General features: G+C 44.3%; 16 protein-coding genes and 1 pseudogene. 4 read left to right on the forward strand and 13 right to left on the reverse strand.

Annotated elements, in window-relative coordinates:
• Positions 1-54 precede the first annotated feature (54 nt).
• From BLT94_RS18575 to BLT94_RS18600, 6 genes are all read right to left on the reverse strand, one after another.
• The gene (locus BLT94_RS18575) at positions 55-816 is read right to left on the reverse strand and encodes a CoA-transferase subunit beta (protein ID WP_092237457.1); all 762 of its coding nucleotides are present in this window, start codon (positions 814-816) and stop codon (positions 55-57) included.
• A gap of 48 nt (positions 817-864) precedes the next feature.
• Entirely contained in the window at positions 865-1,842 is a 978-nt protein-coding gene (locus BLT94_RS18580) for a CoA transferase subunit A (protein ID WP_092237460.1), read from the reverse strand.
• A 182-nt stretch (positions 1,843-2,024) separates the two neighbouring features.
• Positions 2,025-2,297 (reverse strand): MoaD/ThiS family protein, encoded by a 273-nt coding sequence (locus BLT94_RS18585; RefSeq protein WP_014955653.1) that lies wholly within the window; start codon positions 2,295-2,297, stop codon positions 2,025-2,027.
• A gap of 74 nt (positions 2,298-2,371) precedes the next feature.
• Entirely contained in the window at positions 2,372-3,694 is a 1,323-nt protein-coding gene (locus BLT94_RS18590) for a TRAP transporter large permease (protein WP_092237463.1), read from the reverse strand.
• The gene (locus tag BLT94_RS18595; RefSeq protein ID WP_245743181.1) at positions 3,691-4,215 is read right to left on the reverse strand and encodes a TRAP transporter small permease subunit; all 525 of its coding nucleotides are present in this window, start codon (positions 4,213-4,215) and stop codon (positions 3,691-3,693) included. The genes BLT94_RS18590 and BLT94_RS18595 overlap by 4 nt, the downstream gene beginning before the upstream one ends.
• 57 nt (positions 4,216-4,272) lie before the next feature.
• On the reverse strand, positions 4,273-5,328 hold the full coding sequence (locus tag BLT94_RS18600; RefSeq protein ID WP_092237469.1) for a TRAP transporter substrate-binding protein: 1,056 nt from the start codon (positions 5,326-5,328) through the stop codon (positions 4,273-4,275).
• Positions 5,329-6,081: 753 nt separating this feature from the next.
• Here BLT94_RS18600 and gabT point away from each other — a divergent pair.
• Positions 6,082-7,389, forward strand: a complete 1,308-nt coding sequence (gabT, locus tag BLT94_RS18605) for a 4-aminobutyrate--2-oxoglutarate transaminase (RefSeq protein WP_014955657.1) — start codon at positions 6,082-6,084, stop codon at positions 7,387-7,389.
• 107 nt (positions 7,390-7,496) lie between these two features.
• Complete coding sequence (locus tag BLT94_RS18610; protein ID WP_092237472.1) at positions 7,497-9,260, forward strand: aldehyde ferredoxin oxidoreductase family protein; 1,764 nt, start codon at positions 7,497-7,499, stop codon at positions 9,258-9,260.
• Positions 9,261-9,362: 102 nt separating this feature from the next.
• On the opposite strand, the gene BLT94_RS21835 is transcribed toward BLT94_RS18610, so the two are convergent.
• The 5 genes and pseudogenes from BLT94_RS21835 to BLT94_RS18635 form a co-directional block, all read right to left on the reverse strand.
• Complete coding sequence (locus BLT94_RS21835; RefSeq protein WP_139169068.1) at positions 9,363-9,542, reverse strand: hypothetical protein; 180 nt, start codon at positions 9,540-9,542, stop codon at positions 9,363-9,365.
• 10 nt (positions 9,543-9,552) lie between these two features.
• Positions 9,553-11,331 (reverse strand): sigma 54-interacting transcriptional regulator, encoded by a 1,779-nt coding sequence (locus tag BLT94_RS18620; protein WP_245743182.1) that lies wholly within the window; start codon positions 11,329-11,331, stop codon positions 9,553-9,555.
• Between the two features lie 39 nt (positions 11,332-11,370).
• Positions 11,371-11,943: pseudogene (locus BLT94_RS18625) on the reverse strand (DsbA family oxidoreductase); the annotation flags it as partial.
• A 107-nt stretch (positions 11,944-12,050) separates the two neighbouring features.
• Positions 12,051-12,716 carry a methyltransferase gene (locus BLT94_RS18630; protein ID WP_092237483.1) on the reverse strand — a complete coding sequence of 222 codons (666 nt, stop codon included), beginning with the start codon at positions 12,714-12,716 and terminating at the stop codon, positions 12,051-12,053.
• 7 nt (positions 12,717-12,723) lie between these two features.
• Entirely contained in the window at positions 12,724-15,171 is a 2,448-nt protein-coding gene (locus BLT94_RS18635; protein WP_092237486.1) for a heavy metal translocating P-type ATPase, read from the reverse strand.
• Positions 15,172-15,372: 201 nt separating this feature from the next.
• Here BLT94_RS18635 and BLT94_RS18645 point away from each other — a divergent pair, with 201 nt between their 5' ends.
• Both BLT94_RS18645 and BLT94_RS18650 read left to right on the forward strand, forming a co-directional pair.
• Positions 15,373-16,287, forward strand: a complete 915-nt coding sequence (locus BLT94_RS18645; RefSeq protein WP_175530411.1) for an AEC family transporter — start codon at positions 15,373-15,375, stop codon at positions 16,285-16,287.
• Positions 16,288-16,571: 284 nt separating this feature from the next.
• Entirely contained in the window at positions 16,572-18,368 is a 1,797-nt protein-coding gene (locus BLT94_RS18650) for a methyl-accepting chemotaxis protein (protein WP_092237492.1), read from the forward strand.
• A 24-nt stretch (positions 18,369-18,392) separates the two neighbouring features.
• Here BLT94_RS18650 and BLT94_RS18655 read toward each other — a convergent pair whose 3' ends face one another.
• Positions 18,393-19,103, reverse strand: a complete 711-nt coding sequence (locus tag BLT94_RS18655; RefSeq protein WP_092237495.1) for an acyltransferase — start codon at positions 19,101-19,103, stop codon at positions 18,393-18,395.
• Complete coding sequence (locus BLT94_RS18660; protein WP_092237497.1) at positions 19,100-20,149, reverse strand: prenyltransferase/squalene oxidase repeat-containing protein; 1,050 nt, start codon at positions 20,147-20,149, stop codon at positions 19,100-19,102. Before BLT94_RS18660 ends, BLT94_RS18655 begins: the two co-directional genes overlap by 4 nt.
• Positions 20,150-20,307 lie beyond the last annotated feature (158 nt).

Below are 20,307 nucleotides of genomic sequence, written 5' to 3' on the forward strand. Positions count from 1 at the left end.
ATGAAAGATATTTAATTTCAGAAGGTTAAAAGTTCTTTCATTTAAAAGCTCTGACTACAAGATCAGGCGCTGGGGATCGCATTTTTCCCTTAAAAGTTTCAACTCTTCCGGGGTGGGGGGTAAAACTTCTTCGGCCCGAGACGTATCTATTTCAAACTCCATGTTTTCCAGAATTTTTTCCGGTGTGATACCGGGATAATAGCCTTTCAGATACATTTTTTTGGTTTGGTCATCAAAGCCCATCACGCCCATGTCAGTGATCACTTTGTCCGGGCCTCCTTCGGGAAGACCTGCTTTTTTCCGGCCATCCGGCCCGTCCAGATAGCCGGGAGTCGTCAGGTAGTCTATCTTGATTTTAAATTTTCGCTTTTCCTGGGTCATGAAGATAATGCTCCTTGGCACAAAAGAGCCCACGTCACATGCACCTCCGCTGCCGGAAAACCGTACATCCGGCCCTTCATACTCACCGATTACAGTGGAATTCAAATTTCCGTAAATGTCAATCTGGGCAGCACCCAGAATTCCCACGACATGCTTTCCGGTAATCTTGTTCTGCATTGTGGCAAAGGCTTCTAACAGTCCTGCATTGCATGAGGATTGGTACATGATTCTCGGGTCTGCCACGGCAAGGGGAAGATCTTCCAGCTTAGAATCAATGGCTCCTGTTTCAAAAAAAATAACACTCTTGGGTGCATTGATGTTTTTAGCCGCCATGGCCGCCAGCATTGAAATGCCGGTGCCGCAAAAAACAATGTCATCATTTCTGATTTCCCGGGCTGCAATAATGGTCATCATCTCTTTTAACGTATATTCCATGGATATTTCTCCGTTCTTTTATCTTAGATCCAGTTATCTTAGATCCAGTTATCTTCGATCCAGTTTTTTTGCATAGCCCCTGTTTTTATCGGCCAGAATATTTTCAAGTCGTTCTCTGCCAACGCTGTCCAGCAGGTCCCTGTGTGTGCCATTCTTGAATATTGTCTCTTCTATATATCCCTTATAAAGATCATCATTCTTGGCAACCCGGGTATAGTTCTTCAGATACACAGGGTCATAGTCGTAATGACCAAAACAGGCTGTGGGATAGGCACCAAAGGGGATGTGTATGACGGCATCAGCATGGATAAACGGAATCTGGTTTCTGTCGGGATTGTTTTTCAAATAGTCGTCATCCAGCAGATCCTCACAGGTGATGATCAGCACTTTTGCCGCTTTTGCCTGTTCAATGTCGGCAAAGGTCAACCCGTCGATTTTGCAATTTCCCCGGTAGTCTGCCTGCTGCACATGAATAATGGTAACATCCGGGTTGATGGCGGGAACCAATACCACACGTTCCGTGTCGCACCAGTTGTCAAAGGGGTTTTCAAACTCAACCAGTTTCTGGTTCGGTATTTTTTGGTTGTCCTGCCGGAATTCTTTGGAAAATCCCCATTTGTTGATGATATCCGTTCCAAGGGAAGACCGGGTCGGAAGAAATGGGATTCCCATTGATCCGGCAAGGAATCGAAGGGTCATCTGATAGTTGGAGTAATCTTCGATTTTTATCGTTTTTTCCTGAGCGGCTTTTTTGAACCTGATACAGGTTGACATGAATTTGCCGGTTCCGCCATAAGCTATTTCAAGGCAGGATACGCAACCTGCGCCCACAAGTTCATCCATCCCCTGCCCGTTGGAATGGGCGTAAAGGTGAATATCCCTGATATTCTGCCGGATGATTTCATAAACGGCTGCCATGGGATTCCTGTTGATGGTAAACCCGCCAATGGACAGATGGCATCCGGGTGTTACATATTTTGTGACTGCATCTTTTAAATTTGTAATTTTATTGCTGTTTACTTCCATTCACACACCTCGCAGTTGAAGTATTGTTCCTTTTATATTTTCATCATACCAGTGACTTGCTTTTTATTTATATGAAAGTTTTGAAAAATTCACACAGAGACTTTCAATCTTTGTTGTGGGCAAACCAAGGTGAAATATCAGGTCTGCCCGTGGCAGTTATTAAAGTGGGTGCAACGCCAGGATCAACCGCCTGTGATAATAGATGAAATTAAAATCTGATCACCATTGTTTATTTGCTTTTCAGGGTCCCATGGAAAAACAATTTCAGAATTCACCGTTATTTGCATACCTTCATGAAGCTTGCCGTTTTTATCCAGGATATGACCCTTTATATCCGGACAGGCAGCATAAAGGGCCATGATCGCTTTTTTCAAGGTGCTTGAATCTGTTTGGATCTGTTTTTGCCCGTTTGTATAGATCCGATGGGTTATCGGGATGAAGATACTTGCCCCCAAAATGTTTCCTTTCTTTTTCTTGCGCCCCCAAACGGGCAAAAATCAATCTCACTGTACAAGATTATAAACCCCGGCTACATACCAACAAGGGAAGGCAGCCACAGGACTACTTCGGGAAACACCATGATAATAATCAAACACAGGGTCTGCAGCCCGATAAAAGGCCATACGGATTTATAAATATCTCCCATTGAAATATTTGGCGGCACAACCCCTTTCATATAAAACAGGACAAATCCAAAAGGCGGTGTCAAATATGCCATCTGCATATTTACGATAAAAAGGATACCAAACCACAGGGGGTTAAACCCGAGAAGGGTGATCAGCGGAACGTAAATGGGAACCGTGATCATAATAATGGGAAGATCATCCATGACCATTCCCAGCAAAAAGAAACTGATCTGCATGGCAATGAGGACAGACCACCGGTTCAGCCCGATAGAGTCAATCAGATCCTTTAACAGCATGGGAAGTCCAAGAGTATTGACCACGGCTGAAAAAGCAAGACATCCTATAATAATCCACAGCACCATGCTGGTCAGAAAGGCTGCCTTTTCAGCAGCATTGGACACAACCCCGATTGTATCCTTAAAGGATTTTGATCTTAAGCTGACAATGACCATGGCAACAACCGCGCCAACAGCAGCAGCTTCTGTGGGGGTTGCAAGTCCTGAAAAAATGGTTCCCATGATGGAAAATATCAGAATAAACGGCATGGCCAGATTTTTCACAGACATCCATTTTTCTTTCCATGTGGCCCGTTCTTCAACGGGAATAGGCGGGGCAAGTTCTGGGTTGACAAGGCTTCTGATCAGGATATAGGAGATAAAAAGGGATGCCAGCAACAGTCCGGGGATAATGCCGGCCAAAAACATTTTTCCGATGGAAAGATTGGATAGGGAGGCATACACGATCATGGTCACACTGGGAGGAATTAAAAAACCCAGGGCACCGCCACCGGAGATACAGCCAATGGCAAGGGAGGGTTTGTAATTTCTTTTCAGCATGGCAGGCAGGGCAATCAGCCCCATGGTAACCGTTGCAGCGCCCACAATTCCCACCATGGCGGCAAAAACTACGCAGATAAATACGGTTCCAATTGCCAGTCCGCCCGGTATGGGCCCCAGCCATTTATAGATCATTTCAAATATTTCATCGGCAATGCCCGACTTCTCAAGTATGCAGCCGATAAAAATGAACAGGGGAATGGCCAGCAGAATAATACTGGTCATGCTTTCAATAATGGACGGGGGCAGCATCTGCAGAAATCGAGGACCATTGATCAGGTACAGGGAGACAATGCCCACAGTTCCAAGGGTAAAGGCAACCGGTGTCCGCAGTACAAAAAGAATGACAACGGCCAGAAACATGAATAGAACGATTAGAGCGGGATTCATTTTACCCTCCTTTGTTTGGCTTTCAGAATCGTTTTACCGAAATCCGCCAGTATCTGAAGAATAAACACCAGGGAGCCGATGGGAAGCAAAATCTTTACAGGCCATAAAGGCGGACCAAAAAGGGTATGGGAATGCTGGTTTGTTGAAAAAGCATGCCAGGCAAATTTATACCCCTGCCAGAACAAAATGATGAACATGAACAGGGCAACAATGGAGACTATGATATCAGCCGTTAATTTTACTTTTCTGGGAAAAAGCTGGTAAATGATATCCACGGAAACATGACCTTTTTCAAGGAGTACCCAGCCACCGGTCATGGCAATATAGGCGGCAAAAATATATCCGCACATTTCGTGGACCCAGATGGTAGGGCTTTGAAAAAAATACCTGGCAATGACTTCGTATACCATCAGGAACATGAATACAAAAATCAGATAGCAGGCTGCCTTTCCAATATTCTTGTTTGTTTTTTCAATAAAATTAATCATTTTTTCAATGAGTTGCATTTTAAATCCTAACATTTACACCTTCCGGATATTCTTGGATCAAGATATCCGGAAGGAAGATAATAGGGTTGTCTACAGGTCGTATCCCAAAGCTTTCAGATCTTTTTTTACAAGAGCGATATATTCGGCAGACAATTTGTCTTTTGTGAATTCTTCATCCCACATCTTGACGGCTGTTTTTGTCCATCTGCTCATGACCTCGTCGGGAAGCTGTATGAACTGGGCTCCCTGGGCCGTCATTTTGTTCATGACCGCTTTGTTCTCTGCGTTGAACAACACACCAACCTGAGTGGAACAATCTTTAAGAGCTTTTTCAAAGATCACTTTGAGATTTTCCGGAAGTTCATTCCATCTGTCCTGGTTGATAATTACTTCACAGTTCTGGGCACCGGAGATATAGGGAACAGTCTGGTATTTTGCCACTTCATAGGTTTTTGCAAGGAAGCTTTCAGCATGATTTCCACTGATTTCAGCATCAATGGTGCCTCTGGAAAGGGCGACATAGATTTCGGAGAACGGGATAAAAACCGTGGGAATACCCATTTTCTGTAAGGTTTTCGCAATGGACCCCGATGCTCTGACCTTCATCTTTTTCAGGTCTGCCCATGTGTTGATGGGTTTTTTGGAGACAATGGTATATCCGTCCATGACAAGGGGGGCACCGTAAAATACGTTTTGAGTGGCATAGGCGTTTCTGAAAAAGGTCAGGATTTCATCCTGATAAATGAAATCCATGATTTCCTGGAGTCCTCTTGGATCTCCGGGGAGTGCAAAAGCTGTGGCTGCCATGGGCAGGATACCGCTGTGATAGGCGCTGCATGTGGTTCCCATGTCAATTGATCCAAGGCTTACGGATTCAAAAATACTGGGGCCTTTTACCAGGGCACCCGATGGCAGAACCTGAACGGCAATCTGGCCGTTGCTCTTTTTTTTCACGTCTTTTGCCATCTGGTTAATCGCAGCGGTTATGGGATGATTCAGAGAGAACATGTTCTGCATTGTAAACCGATAGGTCTTTGCTGCGTGAGCTGTTTTTACAAAAGATTTTTCAAATCCGGTTACCATCACCATTGAAAAAATGAATACCATTATAATGCTTAATGATAAAGTTTTCTTGTTTATTGACATTGCTTTCTCCCTGTTAAAGTTGTGTTGTTTAAATTGTGTTGTTTAAATTTATTTTTAATCTGCAACCCCGTCATGTCAATGAAAATAATATTATGTTTTTTCCTCCCCGATCAAACAAATACGCTCCGTGATGAGTGAAATACCTCATGGTTTGTTATGAATTTGATCTTTTTAAATTAAATTCATTATCGTCAATTTGCCGCCATATGATACACGTTTGTAAAATATAGGCTATTGACCATAGATGAATGCAAATGGTGTGCCAGGAATGAACTTTCCTGATTGCCCTTATATAAAAGGAAAAAGCCTGCCTGTTGACCATGAGGAGATCCCAATATTTAGCTGAGATTTAATGATATTATGCATATTAGCATAATATTTTATGTTTTTTCGAGGCTATAATATAGCCTTTCAATGGCTTATTCGCCTGTTCGTCTGTGTTTGGTTGTAAAATTCATGCGATTTATGCACAAATGCATTATTATGCGCCTGTGCATAGTTTTTTGTGTGTTTTGTATTTGTGTCTGGTTTGGAATATGAGGTTAAAATAAAGATATTTCCTTTGAATACAGGGCTTTTATGGTGATCTTGGCATAAAATATTAAGTTGTGGCATGAGATTTGCTAAATTGATTTTAATTGGAACGAACCCCGGATTTGTTCATGAAGAAGCCGGCAATTTTACTGGATCTTCCTTCTAACCGATCTGTCGCCAATACACAGACCATTAATATAAATAAGCGGAGAAAACAAGATGACTTCCACTAAATCAGAATACTTTCGAAAAATGCGTCAGGAACATGTAGCCCAGGGACCGGCCCACATCACCCAAGCGGTTATCCAAAAAGCCTCGGGTGCGGTCATGACCGATGTGGACGGAAAAGAGTTTATTGATTTTGCCGGCGGTATCGGTGTCAATAATGTGGGACATTCCCATCCAAAAGTTGTAAAAGCCATCAAGGATCAGGCGGATCAATTTATTCACACCTGTTTTCATGTGGGCATGTATGATTCCTATATTGAACTGGCAGCGAGGCTCAATGATTTGGCACCCGGGGATTTTGCCAAAAAAACCATGTTTGGCAACAGTGGTGCGGAAGCTGTTGAAAATGCCGTCAAAGTGGCGCGATATGCAACCAAGCGACCGGCTGTCATTGCCTTTGAAAACGGGTTCCATGGCAGAACTTTGCTGACAATGTCACTGACCAGCAAGATTATGCCCTACAAATACGGTTTCGGACCTTTTGCCCCTGAAATTTACCGCATCCCATATCCTTATTGTTACCGTTGCCCGTTAGGATGCAAGTATCCTGATTGCAATATCGCGTGTGCTGAGTATCTTGAATCTTATTTTATCACCTATGTTGATCCTGATTCAGTTGCCGCCATCATAGCCGAGCCGATTCAGGGAGAAGGCGGATTTGTCACACCTCCGCCGGAATATTTTCCTAAACTGGCTGAAATTTGTAAAAAACATGGAATTCTTCTGATTATTGATGAGGTACAGTCAGGAGCCGGCAGGACTGGCAAATTTCTTGCCATTGAACATTGGGGAATTGAGCCGGATATCATCACCCAGGCCAAGAGTCTTGCAGGCGGTATGCCCCTGAGTGCCATTACCGGCAGACAAGAATTGATGGACGCCCCCCATCCAGGCGGACTTGGCGGAACATACAGCGGGAACCCATTGTCCTGTAAAGCTGCACTGGCTGTCCTGGACATTCTTTTTGAGGACAAACTGCTTGAAAGATCCAAAGAACTTGGCGAAATTTTGTTTCAACGTTTTTCAGAACTCCAGAATTCCTTTGAAATCATCGGCGATGTCAGGGGAAAAGGTCCCATGCTGGCTCTTGAGCTTGTCAAAGACAGACAAACCAGGGAACCTGCGGCAGCAGAAGCTAAAAAACTGACCCAGCTTTGTTATGAAAAAGGACTTGTTCTCTTGTCATGCGGTAATTTCGGCAATGTCATCCGAACACTTATGCCTTTTGTCATCACAGATGAACAATTGGATAAAGGCCTGTCCATCATGGAAGAGAGCCTCAGAGAACTGACCAAATAATTTTTTAATCTTGCTTGCCGGCCTTTGCCTCAAATAAACGACAAAGGCCGGACCGGGATATGACCCAATTGTGAAACACCGGTTTTTAGCCGGGTTAGGAATTCCATATGAAAGGATTTTTCAACCGTCTCATCATCATTAATGTTACAGACCAGACGACAGAGGTTCAAAAAATTGATGATCAGATGTTAAAACTGTATATGGGCGGCAAGGGACTTGCCACGCACCTGCTGTTAAACCACAATCCCCCGGGGGTTGACCCCTTGTCGCCGGACAATCATTTTATTATCGGGTTGGGGCCTGTAACCGACAGCCTGTTATACGGAAGCTGCAGATATGGCATTTTTTCAAAATCCCCGTTAACCGGTTTTTATGGAGAATCCTATTCCGGCGGAAAAGTGGCCGAATCCATCAGTCAGACAGGATATGATTTTATCCTTCTCAAAGGCGCTTCTTCTAAGCCCTTGTGGATTGAAATTTGTGACAAGGCTGTTTTATTCCATGATGCCGAAGATCTCTGGGGAAAAGACACATATGAAACAGAAGACCTGTTAAAAGAACGCTGCGGGCAAAAAGGTTCCGGTGCCATGGTGATCGGCCCTGCAGGAGAGAATCTTGTCCGGTTTGCCGTTGTGGAAAACGATTATTGGCGGTCTGCAGGAAGAACAGGTATGGGAGCCGTTCTGGGGTCTAAAAAGATAAAAGGCCTTGTTTTTCATGGAACCCAAAAGCGAGAATTTCATGATCCTGATCAAATCCGGCAATATTCCAAAAACATGCTCAAGGAATTGAAAAACCATCCGGCCACAGAGACTTACCGGAATCTGGGCACGCCGGTAATGGTGGCAGGGCTGAACAATGCAGGTGCGTTCCCCACAAAATACTGGTCCAAAGGCACCTGTGAACATTGGGAAAAAATCAATGCCCAGAGCATGAAGGAAAAATTAAATGCCAAACCCCGGTCCTGCAGAAAGTGTTTCATGGGCTGTGGAAAGTATGTGACCGTAAATGAGGGCAAACACAAGGGATTGCATCTGGAAGGCCCCGAGTATGAGACCATTTACACCTTTGGCGGACTGTGCATGGTAGACAGTATTGAAGATATTGTGTGGCTAAACGATATTTGTGACCGGTTGGGCATGGACACCATGAGTGCCGGCAACCTTGCCGCATTGACCATAGAAGCCTCCCAAAGGGGCAAGATCAACGAAGATTATGCCTATGGCGATGCCGATGCAGTGGCCGACATCCTTTTTAAGACAGCCAAGCGCGAAGGCCTGGGCGGTCTGCTTGCCGAAGGAATCAAATCTGCCGGTGCGGAAATGGATATGGCCGATGAAATAGTTCATGTCAAGGGCCTTGAACCGGCCGGGTATGACCCAAGGGTTTTAAAGGGTATGGCTCTTGCCTATTCCGTCAGCCCAAGAGGTGCCTGCCATTTAAGAAGCACCTTTTACAAAGCTGAATTGTCCGGCATGATTGATCCTGACCAGATTGAAGACAAGGCTGAACTGTTTTTGGATTTTGAAGACAGGTGTACTTTGTTTGATACCTTTATCCTGTGCCGGTTTTACAGGGATTTTTATCCTTGGGAAGAGTTGTCCAAACTTTTTTTCATGACCACGGGCGTTGAGTTTTCAAAAGATGAGCTGCGCGCTCTTGCTTCCAGGGTCACGGATGAAACCCGTAAATTCAATATCAGGGAAGGGCTGACCATTGAGGATGACTTTCTTCCCAAACGGCTTTTCAAAGAAAAACTGAACGGCAAACAAGGTATTTCAGAAGACGAATTGAGCAGTATGATACAAGATTATTATAGATTAAGAGGATGGGACAAGAATGGTGTTCCCCAAGAAAAACCCAGTCTATAAGCGGGTTTTCAATTCTTCTGATACGTTTGATGGTTTGATGTGGTGGACTGCTGATCAGTGAGCTTTTGTTGCTGATTGATTTGTGTTTCACCATATCAAGGCTTAACAGCCTGGCCCAGTTGTTTGAATGCAGGTTGTTAAACCATCTCCTGGGTTGCCGGTCTCATTGAGGCCGGCAACTGAACTGCAGGCAACTGAACTGCAGGCAACTGAACTGCAGGCAAATGAACTGCCTGCAACTGAACTGCCGGGCAGCGGTGAAGAAAAGTTTGTATCCGTCATAAACAAAAAATTATGCCAGGTTGTGTTTTTTAAGCTTCCTGGCAATGGTTGACTGATTAAGTCCCAGTATTTTTGCCGCATTGGCCTGGGTACGGCAGTTTTTCAACACGGTTTCAAGAACGGTTTTTTCCAGTTCATCAACCATTTGCTGAAGGGTCTGGCCCTGGTTCCAGCCTTCGATTACAGGGGTGCCGGCTTCTGTTTTTCTTTGAACGCTTCCGGGAAGATTTTTATACTCGATGTTGCTGTTCTGGGACATGACCACCAGTCGTTCACAGATATTGATCATTTCTCTGACATTTCCGGGATATGGATATGCCACAAGCGCATCCACAGCTTCACTGGAAAGAGCCATCTTTTTTTTCTTATATTTTTTGCAAAATAGATTTAAATAATGATCAATCAACGGAACCAGGCATTCCTTGCGTTTTCTTAACGGCGGTATTTTTAACGGAACCACGTTGAGCCTGTAGTAAAGGTCGCTGCGAAACTGTTTTTTTTCAATCATCTTTTTCAAGTCCCGGTTGGTTGCGGCAATAATACGCACATCCACTTTCTTGCTGTCGGTTCCCCCGACACGGCTGATCACGCCGTCTTCTATGAATTTGAGCAGTTTTACCTGTGAGCCAAGGGGAAGTTCGGCGATTTCATCCAGAAAAATAATGCCCTTGTCTGCCAGCTCAAATTTGCCAGGCTTTCCTTTTTGACGTGCCCCGGTAAAAGCCCCTTTTGCATAGCCAAACAATTCGCTTTCAACCAGAGAGTCTGGAATGGAGCCGCAATTGATTTTGATCATGGGGTGGCCGGCCCTGGTGGAATATTTATGGATCAGATCAGTAATCACCCCTTTGCCGGTTCCCGACTCTCCAAGAACCAGTACGGTAGAGTCAACTTCCGCCAGTTTTATGGCCTTTTGAATGATTTTCACATAATTTGAGCTTTTTGCGATAATATGCCTGGATTCAGTCTCTTCAATCTGTTTTTCCAGAAGATCTCTTTTGTACTGGGCAGTCAATTGAGCTTTTTCTTCCAGCTCCTGCTTGAGTTTTATGATATCTGTGATATCCCTTTCATTGACCACCACCCTGAACAGATTGCCATTTGGATCAAACACGGGATTGCCGGTGAGAAACAGCTGCTTTCCGTCCTTTGTTTCCTGGATGAGATTGACTTTTTTCCGGGTCTTGAGAACCTCAAGCGTGACTGACTTGTCAATGATTTTTCTTTTAACCAGTTCCCGGATGTTTTTGCCCACAAATTTTTTTGATGTGATCCTGGTCATGCGTTCGCTTGCCGGGTTGATACGAAGTATAACACCGTTTCCGTCACATATAAACAAGCCGTCGTTACTGCTGTCAATAATGGTGTCCAGCTCAATTGAAAGTTGTTGAAAAGAGACCATCTCACTGGATATTTTTTCAATGGTGGTCATGTCCTCAAATACAGCCAGTATGCCGATCAATTCATTGTTATGAAAAATGGGATTGAGCATGGCCGAAAAACTGTTGCCCTTTTTTTTAATGACAATGTTTAACAGCGCTTGTTTTGTTTCCAGAACTTTACGGATAGCGGCTTGAAGGGGAGGAATGGTTGTGTCCAGCAAGGCCCCGGGATAGATATCAAGACTGTTCCTGGCAATTTTGTTTGAAATAATGGTTTGAAATGATTTGCTGAAAACGGCAATACCGTTGGGTGTTGCGTTTAACAGGGAATTTCCAAACTCTTTCCAGTCCAGATTTATTTTTCCGTCACCAGAATGGTTCCAGATTGGATATTTTGTAGATATCATTGGATCATCCATATTTTTTTTCCAATACCGTGGTTTTCGTCAGGCCTTTATATTTGTTTCATTATATTTATCGATCAGTCTTTTAAGAATTTCATAGGGCTTTGCGCCCACAAGCCGGTCAAGCCCGATAAAAAAGCTTGGAACTGCGGCAACACCCTTTGCTTTTGATAATCTCCAATCCGAATCCACGGCATCTGAGAACTTGCGGGTTTCAATCACTTTTTTGCCTTCGTTGTAATCCAGGCCTGCGCGTTCTGCCAGGCGTAATAACACATCTTTTTGGCCGATGTTTTCTCCGTTTGCAAAATACGCTTTAAAAGTTTCCATGTGGAAACTGTGACCAAAGCCTTTTGTCTGGGCCCACAGCCCCATCTCCTGGGCAAGACGGCTGTTATACGTCATCGTTGTGTTCTCAAAAGCCAGCCCAAATGTTTTGGCGGTTGTTTTCAGTTGATCCATCACTTTGTTCACATTAACCTTTCTTCCTTTTTTTTTAAACAGCTCTTCCAGAGACATGCCCTGTTCGGGTATATCGGTATGAAGGGGATAGGCCCGCCATTTGATTTGAATATCATACTCTTTTTTTAATCTTTCAATACTCCCGGTAATGAAATAGCACCAGGGTCAAACATAATCTGAAAATATTTCAAGTTCCATAGATGAAACCATTGTTTTTCTCCTTTAATTTTTTGTTGTGGCAGCTTGATCTGCCATGATGATTATTCGTTTTTTAAATATTCACCCATAAGCAGCCGGTTTTTAGGGGTGATGGTGTCCGGGATTTTCTGGGTTATAATATTATATCCCTTTGACTTGAGGCGCATTGCCCTTGCCGTGTCAATGGCAAGTGGACCATTCATCCAGCCGTCAAGATTTGCTGTGTAAGAATTTTTTACATCATGGCAGCAGGGCAGAACCGCCACCCTGGCACTCTGTTCAATGGCCTTGTCCATGACCAGGTCGGTTAATGCTCCGCAGGCATGGGCGGATACCACCATATCCTCCGGGAGAACCTTAATATCCTGGATCAGCGCTTGTTTGTAAATGATCCTGTTTTTCAGCCTGGGCCAGGTGTCTATCAATGCCTGGGATAGTTTTGTTGCATTTAAAGGAATGCTTTTATCCACTGCAACAGCCGTTTTTGAACTGTTGTCAAGGATGAGCATGATATGTGCCAAAAGGCCGTGGCCGCAGGCAAGATCAAGCACCCTTCCGCCCCGGTATCTGCGCCGCACCCGTTTGGCCATTTCCCATGCTTCATGCAGCTCTTTTCTGGGCAGGGTTCCGGCGCGGCATACAGCCCTTGCAATTTTATCAAAAAGGGTGGTGCCTGGAAAAAGGGCCTGCTGTTTCGGGGTCAGGCGGTTTTTTGAGGATTTTTTCATGATCTGCCTATCCGATATCGGCAGTATACAGCCGCAGACTGTTTGTCACAACGGAGATGCTGCTGGCGGCCATGGCCAGGGCTGCCAGAATCGGGTGAAGCTGCCGCAAAAAATCGGGAAACATTTCAAATGGGGCCAGGATTCCGGCTGCAACGGGAATAAGAACGATGTTATATACAAAAGCCAGAAACAGGTTCTGTTTTATGGTTGCCATGGTTTTCCGGCTGATTTTTATGGCCGTTGGAATACCGGTCAGTTTCCCGCCGGAAAGGATCACATCCCCGGTTTCAATTGCCACGTCGGTTCCCGTGCCAATGGCAAAGCCAATGTCTGCAATGGCAAGGGCAGGGGCGTCATTGATCCCGTCCCCAACCATCCCGACCCTGCCGTTGTTTTGCTGAAGCTCTTTTATTTTTTTTGATTTTTCTTCGGGCCTGACTTCGGCATAGACTTCATCCACACCTACTTGCCGGGCAATGGCCCGGGCGGTTTGCACATTATCTCCGGTGAGCATGACCACATTGAGGTGTTCGGCGTGCAGTTGTTTGACGGCCTGTTCGGACTCGGGTTTTAAAACATCTGAAACAGACACAATTCCCAAAGCTTTTTTCCCTTTTGCCAGCACCATAACTGTTCTGCCTTTGTTCTGCAACACATTGATATCTTTTGTGATCTCTTTGGGCAGGCCCTGTTCATGTTCAAACCATCCGGGTTTGCCCAGTCTGAAAACCTGGTCATTTAGCCTGGCCTCTACGCCAAAACCGCTGTGAGCTTTAAACTGTACCGGATCAGTCAGGACAAGGCCTTTTTTTTGTGCAAACGCTACAATGGCTTTGCCTATGGGATGTTCAGACCCTTTTTCCAGGGAGGCAGCCAGGCTCAACAGGTCGTTGCCGGATAAACCTGATGTTTTTGCGGGAATCCAGTCCACCACAGTTGGCTTGCCCATGGTGACGGTGCCGGTTTTATCCAGCACAATGGTGTCCAGTTTTGCCGCATTTTCAAGTGCCTCACTTTTTTTGAACAAAATACCGTTTTCAGCTCCCTTTCCCGTACCCGCCATAATTGCGGTGGGAGTGGCAAGGCCCAGGGCACACGGGCAGGCAATCACAAGCACGGCCACCATTCTTATCATGGAAGGGACAAATTCTCCGGTTACCCCCCACCAGATGCCAAAGGTGATCAGGGCAATAGATATGACGGCCGGAACAAACACGGCCGCCACCTTGTCGGCCAGGGCCTGAATCGGGGCTTTGCTGCCCTGGGCTTCCCGTACCATTTGGATGATCCGGGACAAAGCCGTGTCTTTGCCCACCCGGGTGGCCTTGAATTTTAACAAGCCCTGAACGTTAACCGTGCCGCCGGTCACATCGTCGCCTGTTGTCTTGTCCACCGGGATGGGTTCACCGCTGAGCATGGATTCATCCACTGCGGATATGCCTTCAATGATCACTCCGTCAACGCAAATTTTTTCTCCCGGTCTGATTACAATGATATCATTGACTTGAACCATGGATATGGGAATTTGTTGTTCTCTGCCATTTGCAATAATTGTGGCGGTTTTGGGCTGAAGTTTGATCAGTTTTTTTATGGCCCCGCCTGTTTTGCCTTTGGTTCGAGCTTCCAATAGCTTGCCGAATTTAATCAGGGTGATGATCACGGCAGATGTTTCAAAATAAACATGCCCGCCAAGCCATGGCAGCACGAGTATGCAAAGCGAGTAAAAATAAGCAACCGAAGACCCAAGGGCAATCAATACATCCATGTTTGCGCTTTTGTTTTTTAAAGCCTTATAAGCTCCAACATAATAGTCCATGCCAGTATAAAACTGGACAGGTGTGGCCAGAAACAAAAAGAACCAGTTCATCCATGAGGCATGGCTCCAGGAACCGATCAGGCCAAAGTCCCTTGACATGCTCATGAGGAACAAGGGCAGGGCAAAAGCAGCCCCCACGATAAATTTCCGGGTCTGGTCGATGATTTGTGCATGCCGGGCAATCTCTTCGACATCTTCTTCATCCTGACCCTCATCAGCCACAATCAAATCAAACCCGATTTTTTTGATCTCTGAAACAATCGTGTCAAGGGAAATAATGGACGGGATGTAATCGACAAGCAATTGTTCAGATGCAAAATTCACTGATGCAGATACCACGCCTCTTACCTTTTTGTTCAAGGTTCGTTCAATATTTGCGGCACAGTTGACGCAGCTCATACCGGTGATCGGCAGTTCTTTTGTGCTGACAGGAACCTTAAACCCCAGGTCATGGATTTTATGAACAATGTCGGTTGTACGAATTTTATCCGAATCAAATGATATCATTGCCTGCTCGGCTGCGAAATTAACAGTGGCTTCTGTCACGCCATCCAGTTTGCCCACGGTTCGTTCAATATTTGCAGAACAATTGGTGCAGCTCATACCGGTAATGGGAATGGTCAGGTTCTGTTTGTTCATAAAAGGTCTCCCAAAATTATTGTTTTCAGGGCTTGATCACAATGAACCCACGGTGACCCCTGCCAATGGCCAATGTTATAATAACGCCCTGTTTTCATTTGTACAAAATTGCAGCATGATGTGCTGTCATGTGCATCAGAATCTAATTATAACCATAAATTATTCATTTGCAAAACTTGCAGGATTTCAATATTTTGGAGCATGATCGTTTTGAATGCCATATTCCCGATATTTATACTGCTGTTGCTTGGCAGTCTTCTCAAACATTTTGGCATAACCAATAAAATTTTTTTAAAAACCGCTGACAAATTGGTGTATTTTATTTTTTTTCCTGCCATGCTGTTTTGGAAAATCGGCAGTTCAGCCCCGGACAAGGGCGTCAGTGTGGATTTATGCGCGGCTTCCATTCTGGCGGTGGTCATTGTCTATTTGTTAAGCCTTTTGTCCATTCGATGGTTTCATATCCCGGGTTTTCAGGCAGGATCTTTTTCCCAGGCATGCTACCGGTTTAACACCTATATCGGCATGGCCATTGTCATGACAACCCTTGGCGAATCAGGCATCAGATATTTTGGCATCCTCATCGGATTTGCAATCCCCATTATTAACGTACTGGCCGTTGGCACTTTGATCTGGCATTCCAATAAGAAGAAAAGCCTTGGGCAAAACATCATGTATCTTCTCAAGGCATTGATTTTTAATCCGTTAATCCTCGGGTGTGTTGCGGGAATTGTTTTTTCCCGGTTCCAGCTGTCATTTGCTGTTTTCATTGACAACACGTTCCGACTTATGACATCGGTCACCATGCCCCTGGCCCTGATTTCCATTGGCGGTTCATTGACTCTTGCAGGGCTCAAGCAGAACATAAAACTGTCTTTTCTTGCAGCGGGTTTAAAATTGCTGATACTGCCGGTGATCGGATGTTTGCTTTTAAAATCATTTTTCATTACCGGCGTTCCTTTTAAGGCCGGGATGATTTTTTTTGCCCTGCCCACTTCAACAGCCATCTATGTTCTTTCAGCCCAGCTGGACAGCGATACTCAAATGGCTTCTGCGGCAATCATGCTGTCGACATTGCTTTCTTTTGTTTCACTGTCTGCCGTACTTTTAATATAACTGCCACGGGCAGACCTGGTCATTTAACTTGTTTGTCATTTAATTTTTTCATCATAAAAGAGATTACTATCAAAGATATTTTGTGCCTGTTCAAGCAGCTTGAACTTTTTGAAAAAGCCTTGCGGAAAAATATCAGAGTCTGGTAGATATAGCTAGGTATTTTGAATCTTTTCTTGTTGAGTTTACAGCTCAGAATATTATAAATAAAGCATTCAAGATGCATTTTTTTGTCAAATTTAATAAGTTATGATTTACAAGTAATAATAATTTGGGAGAATAAGCAGATGAATAAGCGGGTATTTTCATTAAAAGCAAAACTAATCATGATGACTCTTGTCATTGTGTTAACTGTCATTGCTATCCAGACGGCAATAAACCTCCAGCGCATCTCCAAACAAAAAGAAGCGCTGATTCATTTACAAGGTAAGGGTTATGAACAATTCATGCGTGAGATCAATCAAAGCAGTGAGGAAAACATGCGTTTGGCTTTGATGATAGCCAATATGGATTTTGTCCATCAAACCATGAAAACAAAAGACAAGTCAGGATTACTCAATGAGATAAAACCATTGAACGACATATTAAACAACAGCAACAAGTTTAACTATCGGATTCATTTTCACGAACCCGGAAGCGTATCATTCTTGCGTGTTTGGAAACCGGCTAAAAATGGTGATCCACTGGCTGGTTTTCGTATGACCGTTAATAAAGTTCAGGAATCAAAAAAGCCGGTAAAAGGTATTGAAGCAGGTAGAGGCGGATTGGTCGTCCGGGGACTTGCTCCCATATTGGATGGTGGGGAAATGATCGGCAGTGTGGAAGTGTTTTGCGATATCAGTGATATTGCCGAAAGCATAGATGAAACCAATGCAATTTACGGTCTGGACAAAATTGAAGCCACGGCTGTGCAATCGGTTCAAAAATTAGGTAATTTTAATGTCTTAAAATCACCTCCAAAAGATATGGGTGATGTTGATGCATCATTTGTTGACCAGGCAGTTAAAAGTGTAATGACAAAGGAGGCAGGCAACACACTGCTGACAGCTTCACCTGTAACAGATTATCAGGATCAAGTGGTAGGGGTTTATGTCCGGTTCCTGGACATCCGACAAATCAACGCTGATATTAGATCCAACATAATTATCATGATACTCGTGGCGGCTGTCCTTATAACGGTCAGTTTCTTTTTTGCAATGTTATTATCCAACTCGGTTGCAAACCCTATTAAGCTAATTATCGACGGTCTTTTCATGTCATCGGTTCAAGTCGACAGTGCCTCAAAACAAATCGCTGCCATTAGTACTGCTTTGGCTGAAGGCTCTTCCGATCAAGCGGCCTCCATAGAAGAGACCTCATCCTCTCTTGAAGAAATGGCATCCATGACTAAAAATAACGCGAAGAATGCCATGCATGCTGATAATTTAATGCAAACAGCCAATCAGATTGTAACCAAAGCCTACAAATCCATGACTGATTTGACCATATCAATGCAAGATATTACGGTAGCCAGTAAAGAAACATCAAAAATAGTTAAAACGATTGATGAAATATCCTTTCGGACCAACCTGCTCGCCTTAAATGCCGCCGTTGAAGCTGCCCGCGCAGGAGAAGCCGGGGTAGGCTTTGCCGTCGTAGCCGATGAAGTCAGGAATTTGTCCATGCGTGCCGCTGAAGCAGCCAGGAATACAGCCATATTGATCGAGAGTACAGTTAAAAAAGTAAGTGATGGTGCAGAACTTGTTCAATCCACGAATCATGATTTTAATGAGGTTGCTGAAAACACAAAAAGGGTCGGAGGGTTATTGAAAGAGATAGCTGCAGCTTCGAATGAACAAGCTCAAGGAATTTCTCAAGTCAATAGTGCCGTTGCCGACATGGACAAGGTTGTGCAGCAAAATGCGGCCAGTGCGGAGCAAAATTCAGGTGCTTCATCTGAGATGAACGTTCAATCCTTAAAAATGAAAGAGTTTGTTGCGGATTTGTCTTTGCTGATCCAAGGGGATGGAAGGAGTGCTGTGACTTCAAGACATGAAGATACAAAACAGTTGCGGCTTTATCAAGATACACTTCCAGACAAGTAACGATCCCGGCGTATATTGCCCTTTTTAACTCCAGAAAAGGGATCTGACCCATCCGAAAAAAGTATTGCCGGCAAGAAATTCTTTTTCTGCGGATTCAAGGGCAATCGTCATTTTACTTGAATCTGAGAACCTGTCTTTGCGTGTGATTATGGGCTTATCCGGGTCGAGACTCTTTACGATTGCAGCGGGATTTCCTGCTGCAATCACATTGGCAGGTATGTTGGATGTGACAACGGCACCCGCACCTATAATGCTGTTTTTCCCAATGGTAACCCCCTTGCAGATAATGGCGCTGTCGCCCACCCATACGTTTTCTTCAAGCATTACACTGTGGGTCTCTTTTGGCGGCATGGACCGGTCATAAATGCCGTGCCAGTCTGAATCGGTTATATAAACATGGCTTGCCAGCATGCAGGAGTCTGCAATGGATATATGGTTTGCGGCACTGATTCTTACTCCGGGAGAGATCAGGACATGGTTGCCTATGGAAATGCCTCTGATGTCTTTTTTATCCGACCAAACCGTCAGCCGGGTCTTTTTATCTGAGCATCCCAAAAGGGTTATATGATCCCCGATGCTGACGGGGCCTCCAAATATTTCAATGTGCCAGGGTTTTACAATGAACGGATGTTTTCCAAGGCTTGTCAGCTGCGGAGAAAGCTTATAACGGACATATAGATGCAAAAGCCGATACCAGGCTTTTTTGATATAATAGGGCCTATGATCTTTTATCAATTTAAAAAACCCTTATACGCAAAACCATCCCATGACCGGTGGCAAAAAAGATCGGACGCAGGGGTCAATGCATATACTGCATCCGCTGCCAGCAGCACTACTGCATTGGTCCAGGAAATCTTCTCTTCCGGCCAGATCACCATGTCCGGGTAAGTATAGCCGCACCAATAGGTCTTGTCTTCATATCTCCTGTTTTGTATCCAGGAAAAGACAATTTTGGCTTTTTCCATTTGCCCCATGCCGGATAAGGCCAGGACAAGTTCGGATGTTTCCGCCATGGTTACCCATGGCTGGTCAGATACACATCTGGCTCCCTGGCCCTCTATGACATATTTGTTCCAGTATTTTTCAATTCTGTTTTCTGCTTTTTCTCCTGTCAAAGCACCGCTTAAGACAGGATAAAACCAGTACATGGAAAATCTGGATTTGCTGACATTATAATTGTGGATATTTTTTCGTATGGAGTTGCCTAATTTGTCAAAGGCGGTTTCCCATGACCGTCTTTTTTTTCCAAGAATTCCGGCAATGGCCAGGGCGCATTTTAAACTCATGAAAATAGAGCTTGATCCTGCCAGAAGAGACATGGGATCAACGTTGCCTTCCGGGCTTTTGGCCCAGTAAATTTCTCCGGTTTTTGTCTGCAGGCTGATGGCGTAATTGATTCCTTTTTCCATTGTGGTCCAGTAATATTCAACAAATGCAGTGTTTTTATCTGTCAACCATGTATGAAAAAGCCCCACGGAAAAATAGGCGGCCATATGTGTTTCACAGGTTCTGTCTTCGGGTTTTCCGTTAACATAAGAGGAATACCATGATCCATCAGTATTTTGAATGATTTTCAGCCATTCAAATGCACGGTGTGACGCGTCAAAGCATTTGCCAATGTTCAGTCCCATGATGGTTTCTATGAGATCCCAGGGGTCTGTTTTGCCGTCCTTGTGCCATGGAATATCTCCAGATTCTTGTTGAAGAGATAAAATAAACGTAACAACCGAATTAATATCCAGGGCGTCAGAAAGTTTGATCCTGGAGCCTTTCAGGGCCATTGAGTGTCTCCGATCAAAAAATATCTTTAAAAATTAAATTTGCACACTATCAAACCTGTTCTTTATTTACAAGAAACTTGACAAGCCCTGGGATTATCTGTTAATCAAAAATGAATATCCATTCATAACAATCCATAACAATTCTTGAGCCAGGAGGA

The organism is Desulfobacula phenolica, assembly GCF_900105645.1.
Classification (GTDB): Bacteria; Desulfobacterota; Desulfobacteria; order Desulfobacterales; family Desulfobacteraceae; genus Desulfobacula; species Desulfobacula toluolica.